17 protein-coding genes are annotated in these 16,218 nt (G+C 70.6%); 4 read left to right on the top strand and 13 right to left on the bottom strand.

Annotated elements, in window-relative coordinates; all coding sequences use genetic code 11:
* Positions 1-6: 6 nt before the first annotated feature.
* The 4 genes from ASE01_RS07125 to ASE01_RS07110 form a co-directional block, all read right to left on the bottom strand.
* A complete protein-coding gene (locus tag ASE01_RS07125) occupies positions 7-720 on the bottom strand; it encodes an ABC transporter ATP-binding protein (protein WP_056749495.1) in 714 nt (237 codons plus the stop codon).
* On the bottom strand, positions 720-2,735 hold the full coding sequence (locus tag ASE01_RS07120) for an ABC transporter permease subunit (protein ID WP_056749494.1): 2,016 nt from the start codon (positions 2,733-2,735) through the stop codon (positions 720-722). The genes ASE01_RS07125 and ASE01_RS07120 overlap by 1 nt, the downstream gene beginning before the upstream one ends.
* Positions 2,732-3,601, bottom strand: coding sequence for a branched-chain amino acid ABC transporter permease (locus ASE01_RS07115; protein ID WP_056749493.1), 870 nt, complete (start codon positions 3,599-3,601; stop codon positions 2,732-2,734). The genes ASE01_RS07120 and ASE01_RS07115 overlap by 4 nt, the downstream gene beginning before the upstream one ends.
* A 130-nt stretch (positions 3,602-3,731) precedes the next feature.
* Positions 3,732-4,961 carry an ABC transporter substrate-binding protein gene (locus ASE01_RS07110; RefSeq protein ID WP_056749492.1) on the bottom strand — a complete coding sequence of 410 codons (1,230 nt, stop codon included), beginning with the start codon at positions 4,959-4,961 and terminating at the stop codon, positions 3,732-3,734.
* A 192-nt stretch (positions 4,962-5,153) separates the two neighbouring features.
* Between ASE01_RS07110 and ASE01_RS07105 the strand changes: the two genes are divergently transcribed.
* Positions 5,154-5,858, top strand: coding sequence for a TetR/AcrR family transcriptional regulator (locus tag ASE01_RS07105; protein WP_056749491.1), 705 nt, complete (start codon positions 5,154-5,156; stop codon positions 5,856-5,858).
* Positions 5,859-5,976: 118 nt separating this feature from the next.
* Here the strand turns inward: ASE01_RS07105 and ASE01_RS07100 are convergent, their stop codons facing one another.
* Genes ASE01_RS07100 through ASE01_RS07090 form a run of 3 tightly spaced genes read right to left on the bottom strand, consistent with a single transcriptional unit; the run spans position 5,977 to position 9,398 of the window.
* On the bottom strand, positions 5,977-7,053 hold the full coding sequence (locus ASE01_RS07100) for a CaiB/BaiF CoA transferase family protein (protein WP_157537149.1): 1,077 nt from the start codon (positions 7,051-7,053) through the stop codon (positions 5,977-5,979).
* Positions 7,054-7,075: 22 nt separating this feature from the next.
* The gene (locus ASE01_RS07095; RefSeq protein WP_056749490.1) at positions 7,076-8,122 is read right to left on the bottom strand and encodes a phosphotransferase family protein; all 1,047 of its coding nucleotides are present in this window, start codon (positions 8,120-8,122) and stop codon (positions 7,076-7,078) included.
* A gap of 4 nt (positions 8,123-8,126) precedes the next feature.
* Positions 8,127-9,398 carry an acyl-CoA dehydrogenase family protein gene (locus ASE01_RS07090; RefSeq protein ID WP_056749489.1) on the bottom strand — a complete coding sequence of 424 codons (1,272 nt, stop codon included), beginning with the start codon at positions 9,396-9,398 and terminating at the stop codon, positions 8,127-8,129.
* A gap of 109 nt (positions 9,399-9,507) precedes the next feature.
* On the opposite strand from ASE01_RS07090, the gene ASE01_RS07085 reads away from it, so the two are divergent.
* Positions 9,508-10,008 (top strand): thioesterase family protein, encoded by a 501-nt coding sequence (locus ASE01_RS07085; RefSeq protein ID WP_056749488.1) that lies wholly within the window; start codon positions 9,508-9,510, stop codon positions 10,006-10,008.
* A gap of 11 nt (positions 10,009-10,019) precedes the next feature.
* Here the strand turns inward: ASE01_RS07085 and ASE01_RS07080 are convergent, their stop codons facing one another.
* Entirely contained in the window at positions 10,020-10,817 is a 798-nt protein-coding gene (locus ASE01_RS07080) for an SDR family NAD(P)-dependent oxidoreductase (protein ID WP_056749487.1), read from the bottom strand.
* Between the two features lie 47 nt (positions 10,818-10,864).
* Between ASE01_RS07080 and ASE01_RS07075 the strand changes: the two genes are divergently transcribed.
* The gene (locus ASE01_RS07075) at positions 10,865-11,662 is read left to right on the top strand and encodes an enoyl-CoA hydratase/isomerase family protein (protein WP_056749486.1); all 798 of its coding nucleotides are present in this window, start codon (positions 10,865-10,867) and stop codon (positions 11,660-11,662) included.
* 105 nt (positions 11,663-11,767) lie between these two features.
* On the opposite strand, the gene ASE01_RS07070 is transcribed toward ASE01_RS07075, so the two are convergent.
* Entirely contained in the window at positions 11,768-12,724 is a 957-nt protein-coding gene (locus ASE01_RS07070; protein ID WP_082605884.1) for a crotonase/enoyl-CoA hydratase family protein, read from the bottom strand.
* 217 nt (positions 12,725-12,941) lie between these two features.
* Here ASE01_RS07070 and ASE01_RS07065 point away from each other — a divergent pair, with 217 nt between their 5' ends.
* A complete protein-coding gene (locus tag ASE01_RS07065) occupies positions 12,942-13,955 on the top strand; it encodes a TIGR03617 family F420-dependent LLM class oxidoreductase (RefSeq protein WP_056749485.1) in 1,014 nt (337 codons plus the stop codon).
* 9 nt (positions 13,956-13,964) lie between these two features.
* Here the strand turns inward: ASE01_RS07065 and ASE01_RS07060 are convergent, their stop codons facing one another.
* Genes ASE01_RS07060 through ASE01_RS07045 form a run of 4 tightly spaced genes read right to left on the bottom strand, consistent with a single transcriptional unit; the run spans position 13,965 to position 16,216 of the window.
* Positions 13,965-14,744 carry an enoyl-CoA hydratase-related protein gene (locus ASE01_RS07060; RefSeq protein WP_056749484.1) on the bottom strand — a complete coding sequence of 260 codons (780 nt, stop codon included), beginning with the start codon at positions 14,742-14,744 and terminating at the stop codon, positions 13,965-13,967.
* Complete coding sequence (locus ASE01_RS07055) at positions 14,737-15,120, bottom strand: hypothetical protein (protein WP_056749483.1); 384 nt, start codon at positions 15,118-15,120, stop codon at positions 14,737-14,739. Before ASE01_RS07055 ends, ASE01_RS07060 begins: the two co-directional genes overlap by 8 nt.
* A complete protein-coding gene (locus tag ASE01_RS07050) occupies positions 15,117-15,731 on the bottom strand; it encodes a rhomboid family intramembrane serine protease (RefSeq protein ID WP_056749482.1) in 615 nt (204 codons plus the stop codon). The genes ASE01_RS07055 and ASE01_RS07050 overlap by 4 nt, the downstream gene beginning before the upstream one ends.
* 17 nt (positions 15,732-15,748) lie before the next feature.
* A complete protein-coding gene (locus ASE01_RS07045) occupies positions 15,749-16,216 on the bottom strand; it encodes a hypothetical protein (protein WP_056750072.1) in 468 nt (155 codons plus the stop codon).
* Positions 16,217-16,218 lie beyond the last annotated feature (2 nt).

Genomic DNA, 16,218 nt, shown 5'->3' with positions numbered 1-16,218 from the left:
GTCCTCTCAGGCCACGCCGAGATAGGCGCGGCGGATCTCGTCGGAGGCACGCAGCGTCGCGGCGTCACCCTCCATGGCGACCTTGCCGTGCTCGAGCACGTAGGCACGGTCCGAGGCAGCGAGTGCCTGGTCGGCCATCTGCTCCACCAGCAGGATCCCGGCACCGGTGCGCTCGCGCACCAGCTCGATCAGCTGGAACACCTCGAGCGTCTTCAGCGGGCTCAGGCCCAGGGACGGCTCGTCGAGCAGGAGGTAGCGCGGACGGGCCGCGACGGCGCGGACCAACGCCACCATCTGCTGCTCGCCGCCGGAGAGCAGGCTGGCCTGCTGTCCCCACCGCTCGCGCAGGATCGTGAACGTGTCGAGCAGCGCGTCGACGGGGTCCTCCCCCGACGTACGTCCCCTGCCCGCGCGGCGACCCATGGCGATGTTCTCGCCGACGGTGAGTTGCGGGAAGAGCTTGCGGCCCTCGGGCACCATCACCACGCCACGGCGGGCGCGGCGCTCAGGGGCGAGCTTGGTGATCGCGACGTCATCGACGGTGATGGCGCCGGAACGCACGGCCAGCAGGCCGCTGATGGTGCGGACGAGAGTGGACTTGCCGGCGCCGTTGGAACCGACGACGGCGACCATCTCGCCCGGGTCCACCCGCAGGCTGACGCCGGTGAGGATGGGGGCCCGGTCGTAGCCGGACTCGATGGTGTCGACGACGAGGCTCATCAGTGGCCCCCTTCCGTTCCAGTCTCGTGTGGCTTGCCGAGGTAGGCCGCGACCACGCGTTCGTCCGCGAGGACCTCGGCCGCAGTGCCCCGGGCCAGCAGACGGCCCTGGTCCATGCAGGTGACTACGTCGGCCACGCGGGACACGAGGTCCATGTGGTGCTCGACGACGACCATCGCGTAGCCCTGCGCCCGCAGGGACAGGAGCAGGTCACCCAGACCTGCGGTCTCGGTGGCGATCAGGCCGGCAGCCGGCTCGTCCAGGACGATCAGCTCGGGCTGACCGGCCAGTGCCCGGGCGATCTCGAGCGCACGCTGCTTGCCGTACGGCAGCTCGCTCGCTCGCAGGTCGGCCACGTCGGACAGCCCGACGAGGGCCATCAGGCGGTCGGCCTCGACCCGCATCTCGGCGTCGCGGCGGTAGCGCCCCGGCGTCTTGAGGGCGGCGGACCACAGCGGCGTACGACCCGTGTCGGGGAAGCCCGCGAGCACGTTGTCGCGCACCGTTGCGTCGTGGAAGAGCTGCGGCGTCTGGAAGGTACGGCCGACCCCGGCGCGTACCACCTTGTGCGGCGGCTGCCCGGTGATGTCGCGACCGGCCAGCGTCGCCGTACCCGCGCTGGGCTTGTAGACGCCCGTGACGAGGTTGGCGAGGGTCGACTTGCCGGCACCGTTCGGACCGATGATCGCGTGGACCTGGCCGGGGGCGACCACGAGGTCCATCTCGGCCACGGCCTGGAGGCCGCCGAAGTTCTTGCTCATCCCGGTGAGGGCGAGCAGGGCACCGGTGGTGTCGACGGGCTCTGCCGTGGGCACCAGCTCCTCGTCCGTGTGCTCGAGGCCACCGGAGGCGTCCGCTGCGTCGATCTCGCGGGCACGCAGGCGGGCCGTGATCAGCCGACCGATGCTGCCGACGATGCCGCGCGGCATCAGGAACAGGGTGAGGATGAACAGCACGCCGAGCAGGCCGTGCGAGGAGAGGAACCACGCGTCGGAGAGCGTGTCCTGCTGCCACTGCGAGACGGAGTTCAGGGCGTCGGACTGCTCGAGCCAGACGATCGCGATGGCACCGACGACCGGGCCGAGGATCGTGCCGCTGCCGCCGAACACGACGGCCAGCACGATCGTGATGGTCAAGAAGATGTCGAAGGTCTCCGGCTGGAGGTGACCGAACGCCTGCACGGCGATCACGCCACCCAGGCCACCGAGCACGGAGGCGAGGACGAACACCGCCACCTTGCGGCGTACGACGTCGACGCCGAGGTGGGAGGCGAGCATCTCGCTCTCACCGATCGCGCTGAGCGAGGCGCCCCACGGGGAGCGGGCGATGTTGCGCGACAGGATCACGACGATCGCGGTGATGATGACGATCGGCACCATGACGGTGGCGACCTCGCCGGCGATCATCGGCGGCAACAGCTCGACGCCGAACACCGTCATCGGCTTCATCACCGTGGTGTCGTGCTGGGCGAAGTTCGGGTAGCCGGCGAGCCGACCGAAGGCGTTGCCCTCGTTGAGGATCCGCTCGATGAGCACGGCGAGGATCAGGGTGATGACCGAGAACTGCGGTCCACGCATCCGCATCGTCGCCATCGCGGCAACGGCACCGACGACGGCGCAGAAGGTCAGCGCGCCGACGATGGCGAGGACCGGGTTCCAGCCCTTGTCGAGCGCCAGGTAGGCGCTGCCGTAGGCGCCGAGGGCGTAGAAGCCGCCCTGACCCAGGGACACGAGACGGGTGTAGCCGACCAGCAGGTTGAGGCCGACGGCGGCGACGATCATCGCCGACATGCTCGCGATGAGCTGCATGGTCGAGATGGAGGTGCCCTCGCCGCTGCGGCCGGGCAGGATCGCGACGACGGCGATCAGGATCGCCAGACCGGCGAAGACCAGGTCGCGACGAATCGCGTTGCGCACGTGGCGTCGGCCCTCGCCGCCGGACGGCGACCTCCCGGCGTGACGACCCGGTCCGTCCCCGGCGTCCGCGGTCACGGGCTCGTGCTCGATGGTGCTCACAGCTTGACCTCCGTACGACGGCCGAGGAGTCCCTCGGGCTTCCACACCAGGACGGCGATCACCAGGAGCAGACCAGCGGTCTCGCCCCAGATCGTTCCCCACTGGTAGCTGGCGAACTGGCTCAGGACGCCGTACAAAGCACCGCCGAGGAGCGGGCCCCACAGTGAGCCGAGGCCACCGACGATGGCGACGGCGATCGAGGCGACCAGCAGCGGTTCACCCATGACGGGCGAGGCACCGACGGTGGCGGCGTAGAGCACACCGGCGAGGCCGGCGAGGCCCATCGCAGCGGCGTACGCACCCATGCCGACGCGGCGCGGGGAGACACCCATGAGGGAGGCGGTCTCGGGGTCCTGGGACACCGCGCGCATGACCAGGCCCATCGGCGTGCGCTTGGTGACCAGGATCAGCAGGAGCGAGATCACGACGGCGAGGGTCGCGAGCAGCAGCTGCTGCTTGCTGACGCCGGTGCCGAAGAGGTCGACGGTGCCACTGACCCGCGCGGTGTCGCTGCGCTGGGGCGAGGGGCCCTCGACGTTGGTGATCAGGTCGAGCAGCACGAAAGAGACGGCGACCGACGACAGCAGCCAGCGCACGTCGTGCTCGCCCTGCGTGGTGAAGGGAAGGATGAGGAAGCGGTGCACGAAGGCACCGACCACGCCCGCCACGAGGACGCCGACGACGACCTTGCCGACGTCGGGCAACCAGCCCCACGACGCCACCGCGAGGGTGGCGAACGCGCCGAGGGCGACGAACTCGCCGAGGGCGAAGTTGAGGGTCCTGGTGGTGATGAACGTCAGCACGAACGACTGGGCGAGGAGGGCGTAGAGCCCTCCGAGCACGAGCCCGATGATCACGGGTTCCATGGGTGCTACCTCCGGTGGCACGAATGGTGCGACGGCGAACCGTCAGGGACTGGAGTACCGGCGGGCGGAAGAGAAGTGGGATCCGCCCGCCGGTGTCCGGGGAAAGAGGTCCGTGAGGACCGTGACTGCGTCAGCAGCCCTTGTCAGCACACTCCTGGGCAGTGCCCTTGAGGACGAGGTTGAAGTCCTTGTCGAAGCCGTAGGTGAACCAGGTCGACAGGTCGTCGGTGTAGAGGCGGTGGTCGTCGGCAGCGAACGGGCTGTCGATGGTGAGCGTCTCGCCGATGTGGACGGTCTCGATGTCCTCCATCGCCTTGCGCACGGCCTCCTTCTCGTTGGCGTCGCCGACCTCCTTCACGGCCTGCGCGTAGATGTCGAGCATCGCGTAGGTCGAGATGTTGTTGGTCGGGATCGCCGGAGCGTCACCGGTGGCCTCCTGGACCGCGTCGAGGACCTCCTTGTCGCCGCCCTCGAGGAAGTTGCGGGGGTCGACGATCTGGATGTTCGCCCACTGCTCGGGCTCGGCGAGGTCCTTGTAGTTGGTCAGGATCGTGCCCGTGGTCATGATCGTGGCCGGGTCGAAACCGGCCTGGGCGATCGCCCGGGTCACGGTCGCGGTGTCGGCGCCCTGGGTGATGCCCATGAAGACCGACTCGACGCCGGAGCTCTTCATCCGCTGGATGATCGCGTTGGCGTCGGCGGCACCGGGCTGGATGCTCTCCTCGACGGTGACCTCGTGGCCGTTCTCCTTGGCCCACGACTTCAGGTGGTCCACGTTGGACTGGCCGAAGCCGTCCGCGGAGAAGACGATGCCGACCTTGGCGTCGTTGGCGAACAGACGCTGGCCGAGGACCTCCATGATCTGCTGGTTCGTGAAGTTGGTCTGGAAGGCCCAGTTCGGCTGCTGGTCGTAGTTGATGATCTCGTCGGCATTCGGGCCGGCGAGCAGCCACGGGACCTTGCTGCGCTGGATGGTCTCGGCGACCTGGAGCGCGTTGCCGGACAGCGGCGGGCCGAGGATCGCGTGCACGCCCTCGTCGTTGATCAGGGTGCTGACCGCGCGTGCGGTCTCCTCCGGCGAGGCCTTGTCGTCCTCGGCGATGACCTCGAAGCGAACGCCGTACTTCTCCTCGAAGTCGTCCGAGAACGTCTCGAAGGTCTGGTCCATGTACTGGTAGTAGAGCGAGGCGGGGCCCGTCTTGGGGCCGACGACGCCGAGCTTGACGGTGATGACGCCGTCGGCGTCGGCCTTGCCCGTGGCGTCGCTGTCGTCGCTGCCGCCACATGCCGTCAGCGAGAGGAGCGCGACCGCGGCGATGCTGGCCAGCAGCGGCTTGCGGGGTGAGGACCAGTTGAACATGTGAGGACCTTCCTGGGTGGTGCGGCGCCTGGCGCCGGCTTGCAAGTGATGGAGAGACCTTGTGATGCGCGTCGCATCCCCGAGCTGTCGTCGTGACCCTAGCCACATTAAGTCACTTGCCACAACCCCTGAGCCAAATACTTGAAACATTTGTTCGCGCGCTTTGATTGTTCAGGCTTAGACTGCGCTGCCATGAGCACACCTGCCCCCGTTCGACCGCGCACTTCAGGGCGCCGGGAGGGCAGCGACGCCCCCAGCGAGCTGATCACGGCGGCCGAGCGCCTCTTCGCCGAGCGCGGCATCGACGGGGTGTCGCTCCGCGAGATCACCCGCGAGGCCAACCAGCGCAACACCACCGCGCTGCAGTACCACTTCGGCGACCGCGACGGCCTCGTCCGGGCGATCGTGCTCAAGCACATGGAGACCGTCGCCGTACGCCGCGAGGCACTCCTCGAGATGGTCGCCGGCCGCGACAACCTGACCCTGCGCGACGGCGCGACCATGCTGGTCCAGCCCCTCATCGCCAAGCTCACCTCGGATGACGGCGGCCCGGAGTTCCTCCAGATCGCCGCCGAGCTGCTCCACCGCACCGATCGCTGGATCAACGTCGAGGAGCCCGTCGGGCCGGTCATCTACGACCACCTCTCCACCCTGGACCGCTGGTCGGAGATGTTCGAGGCCCTCATGCCCGAGGGCTCCACCGGCGCCCCGCTCCACCGCCGCTTCGCCGTCATCCGGTTCACCCACATCGAGGTCGGTCGACGTGCCCGCGTCGGCGAGCCCATCGACGTACCCCTCTTCACTGCACAGCTGGTCGACATGGTCACCGGGCTCCTCGGCGCCGAGCTCGCCGAGGAGACGAAGAAGCTGCTCAGCGCGCGCACCGACGGTCACTGAGTCGCGCCGATCGGCCCGACTCGTGGTGCAGGTTCGTCACGGGTGCGGGTGAGTCGCCCCGCGCACCTCGCAGGAGAAAACCACACACTTCGCGGGAGAAGACGCCGCACTTCGCGACCTACGAGATCCACCCCGCGAGCACCTTGTCCAGCGTGCCGACCTCGGCGAGCCCGGCCGGTCCGGTGGAGCCGGCGGAGAGGAACGGCGCGGCGCCGGGGACGACCTCCTCGCCCTCCCCGGCCACCAGCGCACGGCGGGCGGCGACCTGGGGATGGGCGGGGGCTTCGGTGAAGCTGAGGACGGGGGTGACGCACGCGTCGGTGCCGTCGTACACCTGCTCCCAGTGGGCGCGGGGCTGCGTCGCGAAGATGTCCGCGAACTGCTCGCTGAGCACCGGCCAGTTCGACTTCTCGTCGCGGCTCGGAAGCTCGGCGGGGTCGAGGCCGAGGCCGCGGACGAGCAGGTCGTAGAACTGGGGCTCGACGGCACCCGCGGCCATGAAGCCGCCGTCGGAGCACCGATAGGTCCGGTAGAACGGGGCCGCACCATCGAGGATGTTGTCGAAGCGGGTGTCGGTCCACATGCCCATCGGGCGCAGCTCCAGGATGCCGGCGAGCAGCATGCCGACGCCGTCGACCATCGCGGCGTCGACCACCTGGCCGACGCCGGTGCTCGCCCGCTGGACGAGCGCGGCGAGGATCCCGTTGACGAGCAGCATGGAGCCGCCGCCGAAGTCGCCGACGAGGTTCAGCGGCGGGAGCGGCTGATCGGCCGGACCGATCGCGTGGAGCGCGCCGGTCAGCGAGATGTAGTTGATGTCGTGCCCGGCCGTCGTGGCGAGCGGGCCGGTCTGGCCCCACCCGGTCATCCGTCCGTAGACCAACCGCGGGTTGCTGGCGTGCACGACGTCCGGCCCGAGGCCCAACCTCTCGGCCACCCCGGGTCGGTATCCCTCGACGAGCACGTCGGCGCGAGCCAGCAGCTCGAGCACGCGGTCCCGGTCGGACGGGTCCTTCAGGTCGGCTTCGACGATCGTGCGGCCGCGCAGCGTGTACGGCGTGGGCGGCTCCTGGACGCCGGGGCGCACGACCCGCACCACCTCGGCCCCCAGGTCGGCCAGCATCATGCAGGCGTGCGGACCGGGACCGATCCCGGCGAGCTCGACGACGCGGATGCCGGAGAGCGGCTGGTTCATGGATTCCTCCAGGGAAGGGTCGTCAGAGTCCGGCGGCCTCGCGCGCGCGGCGGAGCAGCACGAGCGTTGCGGCGTGCTGGCTCTCGCCGATCTCGCGGGGGGCGAGGCCGGCCAGGGAACGGGCGTAGGTGCCCTCGAGAACGATGCCGAGCTTGAAGCCCGCCATCGCGACGTACCAGTCGATCGCCGTCACGTCGCGCACCGAGTGGGCGGCGTACTCCGCCACGAGCTCCTCCGGCGTCGGGATCCCACCGGCGCGGGCGAGTGCAGCGTCGACGACCTCGGTCTCCTCGCCGCGGTACCACGTGACGAGCAGGGCACCGAGGTCCATCAGCGGGTCGCCGACGGTGCACATCTCCCAGTCGACGATGGCCGCGACGTCGCCGCCCTCGGGCGCGAGCATCACGTTGGCGAGGTGGTAGTCGCCGTGGATCAGGCCCGGCGACCACTCCGCGGGCCGGTTGGCCTCCAGCCAGTCACCGAGCTCCTCGATGCCGGGCAGCTGCGGTCCGTCGTACCCCTCGTGCCCTGAGTACGACGCCAGCTCGGCCCGCCACCGCGGCACCTGTCGTTCGAGGAAGCCCTCCGGGCGGCCCAGGTCGCCCAGGCCGACGGCCACGTGGTCGACCGCACCGAGCCCGGCCAGCGCGCGGGCCACGGCCAGTCCGGCCCGGTGCCGCAGCGCCGGGTCGGTGTCGTACGGGGCAGGGACCTCGACGGCCGGGTTGAAGCCCGTGACGGGCTCCATCACGTAGAAGACCGCGCCACCGAAGCCTTCGACGTCCGCCTCGGCGGACGCGATCGCCCGCGGGTGCGGGACATCGGTGGCGTCGAGCGCCACGAGCACCTTCAGCTCCCGGCGCAGTGCATCGTTGGACCGGGGCCGCAGGTGACGCGGGCCGCGACGGAACACCAGGTCCCGCTCGCCGCGCCGCAGCCGCAGCATCACGTTCTGCGTGCCACCCCCCAGAGGTCGCACGTCCGTGAGCGGCCCCGAACCGATGCCCTCGTCGTCGAGCCAGGCCGTCAGGCGGTCCAGGTCGACGCCGAGATCACTCCGCCCCGTCATGCCCCTAGGCCTCGACGCCGTACAGCGAGCGCGCGTGCCGCTCCTGCTCGTGGCGGATGTAGCTGGGGAACATCGCTTCCTCTGCCTTGTAGTCCTTGAGCACCTCGCGTGCGACCACCATCTTGTGCACCTCGGTGGGGCCGTCGGCAAGGCCGACGTGGAAGGAGTTGATCACCCACTCCGCGAAGGGCAGGTCATGCGTGAGGCCCAGGGAGCCGTGCAGGTGCAGGGCGCGCGAGGAGATGTCGTTCAGGACGCCGGGCATGATCGCCTTGACCGCGGAGACGTTCTTGCGGATCGCCTTCCAGTCGTTGCCCTGGTCGGCGAGCCACGCGGTCTCGAGGACGAGCAGCCGGAACTGGCGCAGCTGGACCCACGAGTCGGCGATCTTCTCCTGGACCATCTGCTTCCGGGCGAGCAGCTCGCCCTTGGTGCTGCGCGAGACGACGCGCTCGCAGGTCATCTCGAAGGCGCGGGTGGCCTGCGCGAGAGTGCGCATCGCGTGGTGCATCCGGCCGCCACCGAGGCGGGTCTGTGCGATGGCGAAGGCGGCGCCGGGCTCGCCGAGGATCGCGCTGTGCGGCACCCGGACGTCGGTGAGGCGGAGGTGGGCGTGGGTCGGCTCGACCTCGCCGTAGAAGCCGTAGTTGCGGACGATCTCGATGCCCGGGGTGTCGGTGTCGATGAGGAACATCGTGGCCCTGCGGTACGGGTCGGAGTTCTCGGGGTCGGTGACGACCATCATGATGTAGAACGCCGCGGCCTCGGCCTCGGAGGCGAACCACTTCTCGCCGTTGATGACCCACTCGTCACCGTCGCGCACGGCGAGGGTCTTGAACAGCAGCGGGTCGGCGCCGCCCTGCGGCTCGGTCATCGAGAAGCAGGACACGATGTCGTTGGCCAGGAGCGGCTCGAGGTACTTCTTCTTCTGCTCCGGCGTGCCGAAGTGGGCGAGGATCTCGGAGTTGCCGGTGTCGGGCGCCTGCGCGCCGAACACGATCGGGCCGAACCGGGACATGCCGAACTTCTCGTTCATCAGCGCCAGCTTGAGCTGGCCGTAGCCGGGGCCGCCGAGCTCGGGGCCGAGGTGGCAGGCCCACAGGCCGCGCTCCTTGACCTCGGCCTGCAGGGGACGGACGAGGCGCTGGAACTCGGGCGCGTGGATGTCCCACTGGCTGCCGAGGAGGTAGTCGAGCGGCTGCACCTTCTCCCTGACGAACGTGTCGATCCAGTCCAGCTCGGGCTGGAAGTCCGGGTCGTTCTCGAAGCTCCACACGTCAGGTTGCCGCCTCTCTCGTCGCAGCGCGTCCGTCACGCCGACCGCGGCCCACCTTGCAACACAATCGCCCTATTCGTCAATGCATTCCCCTGATAGTTTCAGTCATATGCCTTATCCCACCTATGACGACGTCCTCGCGGCCGGCGCGATCCTGCCGGCGTACGAGCGCCGGACCGTGCCCCCGGACTTCGAGGACCACAACGGGCACATGAACGTCGCGCACTACCTCACGATGGCCTCCTGGGGCGCCCAGAACGCGCTGCACGACTGGGGTGTGCCCGTGGACTGGGTCGAGCGCGAGAAGCTCGGGACCTTCAGCGCCGAGCACCACCTGCGCTACTTCCACGAGGTCCACGTCGGCGCAGAGGTCTCCACGCGGGTGCGCGCCGTCGCGCGTTCGGAGCGCGGGCTGCTGCTGCACGTGCTGCTGCTCAACGACACCGAGCGCACCATCGCCTACTCGATGGAGCTGCTCACCGTGCACGTCGACCTCAGCGCGCGCCGTACCTCTGCCTGGCCCGACGACGTGGCCGCGGGGATCGATGCGGCCATCGCCGCGCACGCCGATGTCGACTGGCCGCTCAGCGGCTGCCTGACCGTGCGCTGAGCCGCAACCGGTCAGCGGTGGGTCTGGCCGTCGTCGACCTTGACGATCGTGCCGGTGACGGCGTCGGAGGCGGGCGAGGACAGGTAGAGCAGGGTGCTCTCGAGCTGCTCCGGCACGCCGATCCGGCGGCGCGGGAACCCGGCGGCGATGTCACCCATCCGCTCGAGCATCCCGTCCATCATCTCGCTGGCGAAGGCGCCGGGCGCGATGGCGTTGACGTTGATGCCGTAGCGGGCCCACTCCACGGCGAGGGTCTCTGTCATCCGGTTCACCGCAGCCTTGGTGGTGCAGTACAGCGCCGCGCCCTCGCCGGAGTAGTGGTAGGCGGACATCGAGGAGATGTTGATGATCCGGCCCGGTCGTCCTGCATCGATGAGACGGCGGGCGACCTCGGTGGAGAGCAACCACGGGCCGCGCAGGTTGGTCGCGAGGACCGCGTCCACCAGCTCCAGCGGCATCTTGTGGGCGCGTTGCGCATCGGGCATGCCCGCGTTGTTGACCAGGATCGTCGGCGTACCCAGGGCCTCGGCGACCAGGTCGACGGCGTTCGTGATCGCGACCGGGTCGGTCACGTCGAGGGCGACCGGCACAGCACGGCCGCCAGCGGCCTCGATCTCGGCGACCAGGTCGGCCAGTCGTTCGGTGCGGCGCGCGGCCACCGCGACGGCGGCCCCCGCGCGGGCCAGGGTCAGGGCGAAGTGCCGACCCAGGCCCGCGCTGGCACCGGTCACGAGCGCGACCTCGCCCGAGAGTGGGAGGACGCCCGGCGGGAGGTCGCGGGGAGTGGGGCTGTCGGGACCAGTGCTCACCGGGCTACGATACCGAACGATCGCTCGTTTAGGAACGGAGAAGGTCCATGGACTCGCTGCTGGTCACCCACCCGATCGAGGGCGTCACGCTGCTGACGCTCAACCGACCGGACCGGCTCAACGCGCTCGACGCCGATCTCGTCCGCGCCCTCTCGACGGAGCTCGACCGGATCGCCAGCGACCGGACCTGCCGCGTGGTCGTGCTGACCGGCGCCGGCCGGGCGTTCTGTGCCGGCCTCGACCTGCAGGGGTACGACGACGGCTCGTTCACTGACGCCGACCCGCTGGCCATCCTCGACCGCCAGCGCGACATCGCCGCCCTGAGCACCAAGCTCCACACCCTCCCCCAGCCCGTGATCGCGGCCGTCAACGGCGCTGCCGCGGGCGGTGGGCTCGCGCTCGTCTGCGCGGCCGACATCCGGATCGCCGCGCCCCCTGCGATCTTCAAGGTCTCCTTCATCACCGCGGGCTACTCCGCCTGCGACATCGGCGTCTCCTGGCTGCTCCCCCGCATCGTCGGCGCCGGCAACGCCCACGAGCTGATGCTGACCGGCCGCCGCTTCGACGCCGAGGAGGCAGCCCGGATCGGGCTCCTCGTCCGGATCACCGGGCCCGACGACCTGCTCGACTCGGCCCTGCAGACGGCGGAGCTGATCCTCGGCAACGGCCCCGGCCAGGTCGAGCTCACCAAGCAGGGCATGTGGCTGGCACTCGAGCTCCCGAGCCTGCGCGCCGGGATCGAGTTCGAGAACCGCCAGCAGGTCATCACCGCGATGACGCGGGACCAGAAGGAGGCGACCGCCGCCTTCCTCGAGAAGCGCACGCCCTCCTTCGAGCGCCGCTGAGCGGCGCGCCAGCCAGCCCCTGCAACACGCTGTTGGCGTCGTCCAGACCGCGCTGGGACGGCGTGTTGCCGACGGGAACCGTCGGGCAGTCGGGTGGACAGCGTGTTACAGCCCCGCCACACCCGACCCGCCAGAACCCGCCCGCGTCGCCGCGACGGACCGAGCCAGGTCAGCAGGATCGAACTCCGGCGCGGGGAATCCGGCGAGCACGTCGGGTACGTCGCGCGGCACCTCGTCGACGAACACGGGGTCGCGCTTCTCGAGGAAGGCCGCGATCCCGTCGTGGGCGTCGCGGCTGACACCGCGCAGGTTGATCCCGACCGTCTCCGCCGTGTGGGCCACCACGGGGTGCGGGGCTCCGAGCATCCGCCACATCATCCGGCGGGCGAGCGTGGTGGAGACCGGCGCGGTGTTGTCGGCGATCTCGCGGGCCAGTGCGTACGCCGCCGGCAGGAGCTCGTCCTCGGCGTACACGTCGCGCACCAGGCCCTTCGCCAGGGCTTCCTCGGCGCCGAAGACGCGGCCCGTGTAGACCCACTCGAGGGCGGTCTGCATCGGCACCACCCGCGGGAGGAACCACGTCGAGCAGGACTCGGGAACGAACCCGCGGCGGTTGAAGACGAAGCCGAAGCGAGCCCGCTCCGAGGCGAGCCGGACGTCGCAGGGCAACGTGATGGTCGCGCCGACCCCGACCGCGGGGCCGTTGATCGCTGCGATGATCGGCTTGTCGAGGTCGAAGAGCCGCAGCACCACGCGGCCGCCGCCGTCGCGTCGCATCGGCAGGTCCTCTCCTTCGACGTCGAAGACGGTGCCGTCGGGCGCGGTGTCCGAGGTGCGCCAGAGCGTGAAGGCGTCGGAGGAGTCGGAGAGGTCCATGCCGGCACAGAAGGCACGGCCCTCGCCGGTGAGGACGACGACCTTGACTGCGGGGTCCGCATCGATCCGGTCGAGGGCCTCGATCAGCTCGACCTCCATCGTGTCGGTGAAGGCGTTGAGCCGGTCGGGACGGGCGAAGCGCAGGGTCGCGATGCCGTCCTCGACGTCGAGGGCGATGTGTTCCACGGCGGACTCCTCAAATAATCAAACGAGCGTTCACTCAGCACCCTGAGGGTAGACGTGGACCTGCTCCCGGTCAACGCGCCCCGGACCGGCAACCGAACCTCTGAGCGTCGTCTGCCTGGGGCGCGCACCAAGCGTTCTCGGGGTGAAATCGCGCGATCAGGCCCGAATTCGCTTGGTGCGCGCCCCACCCCGGACCCGGATCTGCTGGGATGGGCCCATGCTCCTCGATCTCCAGCTCGACGCCCGCCCGGACCACGCGCTCGAGCGTGCGCGGGAGCTCCGCGAGACGGGGGCGGCCGGTCTGTTCACCTTCGAGGGTCCGCACGACGTGTTCCTCCCGCTCGCCGCGATCGCCGGCCAGGTCGACGCCGACCTGATGACCAATGTCGCGATCGCGATGCCGCGCTCGCCGATGCACCTGGCACACACCGCCTGGGACCTGCAGCTGATGTCGCGTGGCCGGTTCCGGCTCGGGCTGGGCTCGCAGATCCAGCCGCACATCGAGAAGAGGTACGGCGCCCGGTGGTCCCCGCCGGCCGCCCGGATGGCCGAGATCGTCGCCGCCGTCCGCGCCATCCTCACCTCCTGGCAGGACGGCACCCGCCTCGAGTTCCGCGGCGAGCACACCACCCACACCCTGATGCCGCCGACCTTCGTGCCCGGCCCGAACCCGTACGGACCGCCGCCGCTGCTGCTCGGTGCGCTCGGTCCGGTGATGACCCGCACCGCCGCCCAGGCGGCCGACGGGCTCCTGGTGATGCCCTTCCACACCCACCAGCACTTCCTCCAGCGCACCCTGCCCGCCGTCGCCGAGGGCCTGGCCCGCCGCGAGCTCACGGACACGCCCTTCGCCGTCTTCCCCCAGACGATCGTGGCGATGGGACGCACCGACGCCGAGGTCGAGGCAGCCCGCACCGGCGTACGCCGCCTCCTCGCGTTCTACGGATCGACGCCGGCCTATCGCCCGGTCCTCGACGTCGAGGGCTGGGGAGACCTCCAACCCGAGCTCAACCGGCTCTCGAAGACCGGCGACGTCGCCTCGATGTTCGCCCTCGTCGACGACACCATGCTCGACACGATCGCCGTGGCCGGCACCCCCGAGGAGTGCGCGGCCGAGATCCGCCACCGGTTCGAGGGCCAACCGCACGTCGCCGACCGGATCGGCTGCTACTTCCCCGGGTACGAGCCGCCCGCGGACCAGATCGCCGCTCTGGCGTCGAGCCTGCGCTGACGGTGCCGATCAGCGTCCGAAGACAGGCTTCTCCTTGGCAAGGAAGGCACGAAGGCCCTCATTGAAGTCGGGTCCGGTGTAGACCTCGCGCAGCAGCGCCTCCTCGCCGTCGATCGACGCCTCGGCCGGGCGGGCACGGGTGAGGAGCTGGTGCTTGGTCGTCTCGATGGTGACCCGCGAGGCCTGCAGGATGCCGCCGACCAGCGAGCCGATCTCGGCGTCGAGCGCCGCCGCATCCGCGACGACGGCCGTGAGCGCGCCGACGGCGTACGCCCGATCGGCGTCAACCAGGCGCGACGCAAGAAGCATCTCCCGGGTCAGCGGCTCACCGAAGATCGCCTGGCAGCGGTAGAGGACCGTGCCCGAGAGCGCGTTGCCGAGGGTCCGCGCGATCGGGTAGCCGAAGCGCGATCCCGCGGTCGCGACGCGCAGGTCGCAGTGGGTCGCGACCGCCAGGCCGCCGCCGACGCAGACCCCGTCCACGGCCGCGATGGTGACCTGCGGGAGCGACCAGAGGCGGTCGAACATCTCGCGGATCCAGTTCTCGTACTCGACGGCATCGGCCTCGACGAAGTCGCTGATCTCGTTGCCCGCTGCGAAGGCCTTCCCGCCCGCGCCGCGCAGCACGACGACGCGGACCGAGGGGTCCTGCGCGGTCTGCTCCCACAGCCGGCCCAGCTCGTCGTACATCGCCTTGGTGAACGCGTTGCGGCGCTCGGGCCGGTTGAACGTCACCTCGAGCACCCCGGATCCGAGGCGGTCACGGTCGATCAGCAGGTCGTCAGTCACGGCCCGAGGGTACGGCGCGCAGCAGCACGTCCCGCACCGGAGTCCGACTGGTGAGGAGACCCAGCCCCACGCCAGCGGCGTTGGCGATCGCGTCGCGCCAGTCCATCATCCGGTCGTCGGTCAGCGTGCCCTGGGCGACCTCGAGCCCGATCCCGACGACGACCAACGCCACGGCAGCCCGCAGCACCGGCTCCCCCGGGAGGAACACCTGGACGGCGAGCGCCGCCAGCACGAAGTACGCCGTGAGGTGCTGCCACTTGTCACCGGCCGGGACGCCCGGCGACTCCGGCGGGGAACCCAGGGAGAGCACGACGACGACACCGATGAGCAGCACCCAGAGGCCGACCCAGAGGGCCGGCCAGCGCAGGTCCTTCACCGGATGCCGGAGCGGGTGCCCGCGCGAGCACCCGAGCGGAACGGCCGGCGCTCACTCACGAGCACCGCGGCCAGCACCCCCGCGACGGCACCGAACAGGTGGCCCTGCCACGAGACGCCCGGCTGGCCCGGGAGCACGCCCCACAGGACGCTGCCGTAGACCAGCAGGACGACCACGCCGATCACGATCTCCCAGGGCTTGCGGTCCACGAAGCCCTGGACGACGAGGTAGGTGATCCAGCCGAAGACCAGGCCGGATGCACCGATGTGCACCGAGTTGCCGCCGGCGAGCAGCCAGACGGCCAGGCCACCGGCCACCCAGATGATCGCGGTCGCGGCCAGTCCGCGGGCGAGGCCGGTGACGAGGGTGAGAAAGCCGAGCACCAGCGCCGGGACGGTGTTGGCCACGAGGTGGTCCCAGCCGCCGTGCAGGAGCGGTGCCGCGAGGATCCCGAACAGGCCCTCGCCGCTGCGGGGCTGGATGCCCCAGCCGTCGAGCCGGTGCGACGCGGCGACGTCGACGACCTCGATCACCCAGAGCAGGGCGACGAAGCCGGCCGTCGCTGCGGCAGCCACCTGCCAGGCGGGACGCTGGGCACCGTTGAGAGCCATGCGCCCAGTGTGGCCGATCAGCCCCAGACGGCGACCCAGTACTGCACACCGAAGGGCGCGTCGTCGTACACGACCTCGGCCTCGGCGAGCGACGGGAGCCCGCCCAGTCGGTCGGCGTCGGCCCACAGGTCGGCGGCGAGTGCCGCGTCGATCCCGTCGAAGGAGACGCGCAGGGCGGCGTCGAAGTCCGCCGCGCGCTCGTCGAGGTGGCCGGGCGCCTTCTCGGTGCGGGTGGCCGAGCCGTTGCCGACCACCAGCACCCCGGTCTCGCCGTCCTCGACGACGACGGCGCCGACCGCCGCGACCAGGGCGGCCCCGACCTTCGCGCCGGATCCGCCGGTGGCTCCCGAGGCGACCACCCGGATCCGCGGCCCGAGCCGGGCGACGGCGTCGAGACAGGCCGAGCGGAGCGCGGCGACCGGGTCCTCGAGCGAGGAGTACGACGGAAGCAGGGCCAGCACGCCCGGCACCAGTGCGGTACGCACGC

It is taken from the genome of Nocardioides sp. Root190, from assembly GCF_001428565.1.
Classification (GTDB): Bacteria; Actinomycetota; Actinomycetes; order Propionibacteriales; family Nocardioidaceae; genus Nocardioides.
The sequence above is the reverse complement of the archived record's forward strand: the minus strand, read 5'-3'. Positions and strand labels throughout refer to the sequence as shown.

Bases quoted from the DNA above. Each gene is read 5' to 3' on its own strand.
- ASE01_RS07085 (WP_056749488.1), top strand. From the start codon at position 9,508: ATGCCTTATCCCACCTATGACGACGTCCTCGCGGCCGGCGCGATCCTG.
- ASE01_RS07095 (WP_056749490.1), bottom strand. From the start codon at position 8,122: ATGACGGGGCGGAGTGATCTCGGCGTCGACCTGGACCGCCTGACGGCC.
- ASE01_RS07050 (WP_056749482.1), bottom strand. From the start codon at position 15,731: ATGGCTCTCAACGGTGCCCAGCGTCCCGCCTGGCAGGTGGCTGCCGCA.
- ASE01_RS07100 (WP_157537149.1), bottom strand. From the start codon at position 7,053: ATGAACCAGCCGCTCTCCGGCATCCGCGTCGTCGAGCTCGCCGGGATC.
- ASE01_RS07065 (WP_056749485.1), top strand. From the start codon at position 12,942: ATGCTCCTCGATCTCCAGCTCGACGCCCGCCCGGACCACGCGCTCGAG.
- ASE01_RS07110 (WP_056749492.1), bottom strand. From the start codon at position 4,961: ATGTTCAACTGGTCCTCACCCCGCAAGCCGCTGCTGGCCAGCATCGCC.
- ASE01_RS07075 (WP_056749486.1), top strand. From the start codon at position 10,865: ATGGACTCGCTGCTGGTCACCCACCCGATCGAGGGCGTCACGCTGCTG.
- ASE01_RS07105 (WP_056749491.1), top strand. From the start codon at position 5,154: ATGAGCACACCTGCCCCCGTTCGACCGCGCACTTCAGGGCGCCGGGAG.
- ASE01_RS07115 (WP_056749493.1), bottom strand. From the start codon at position 3,601: ATGGAACCCGTGATCATCGGGCTCGTGCTCGGAGGGCTCTACGCCCTC.
- ASE01_RS07125 (WP_056749495.1), bottom strand. From the start codon at position 720: ATGAGCCTCGTCGTCGACACCATCGAGTCCGGCTACGACCGGGCCCCC.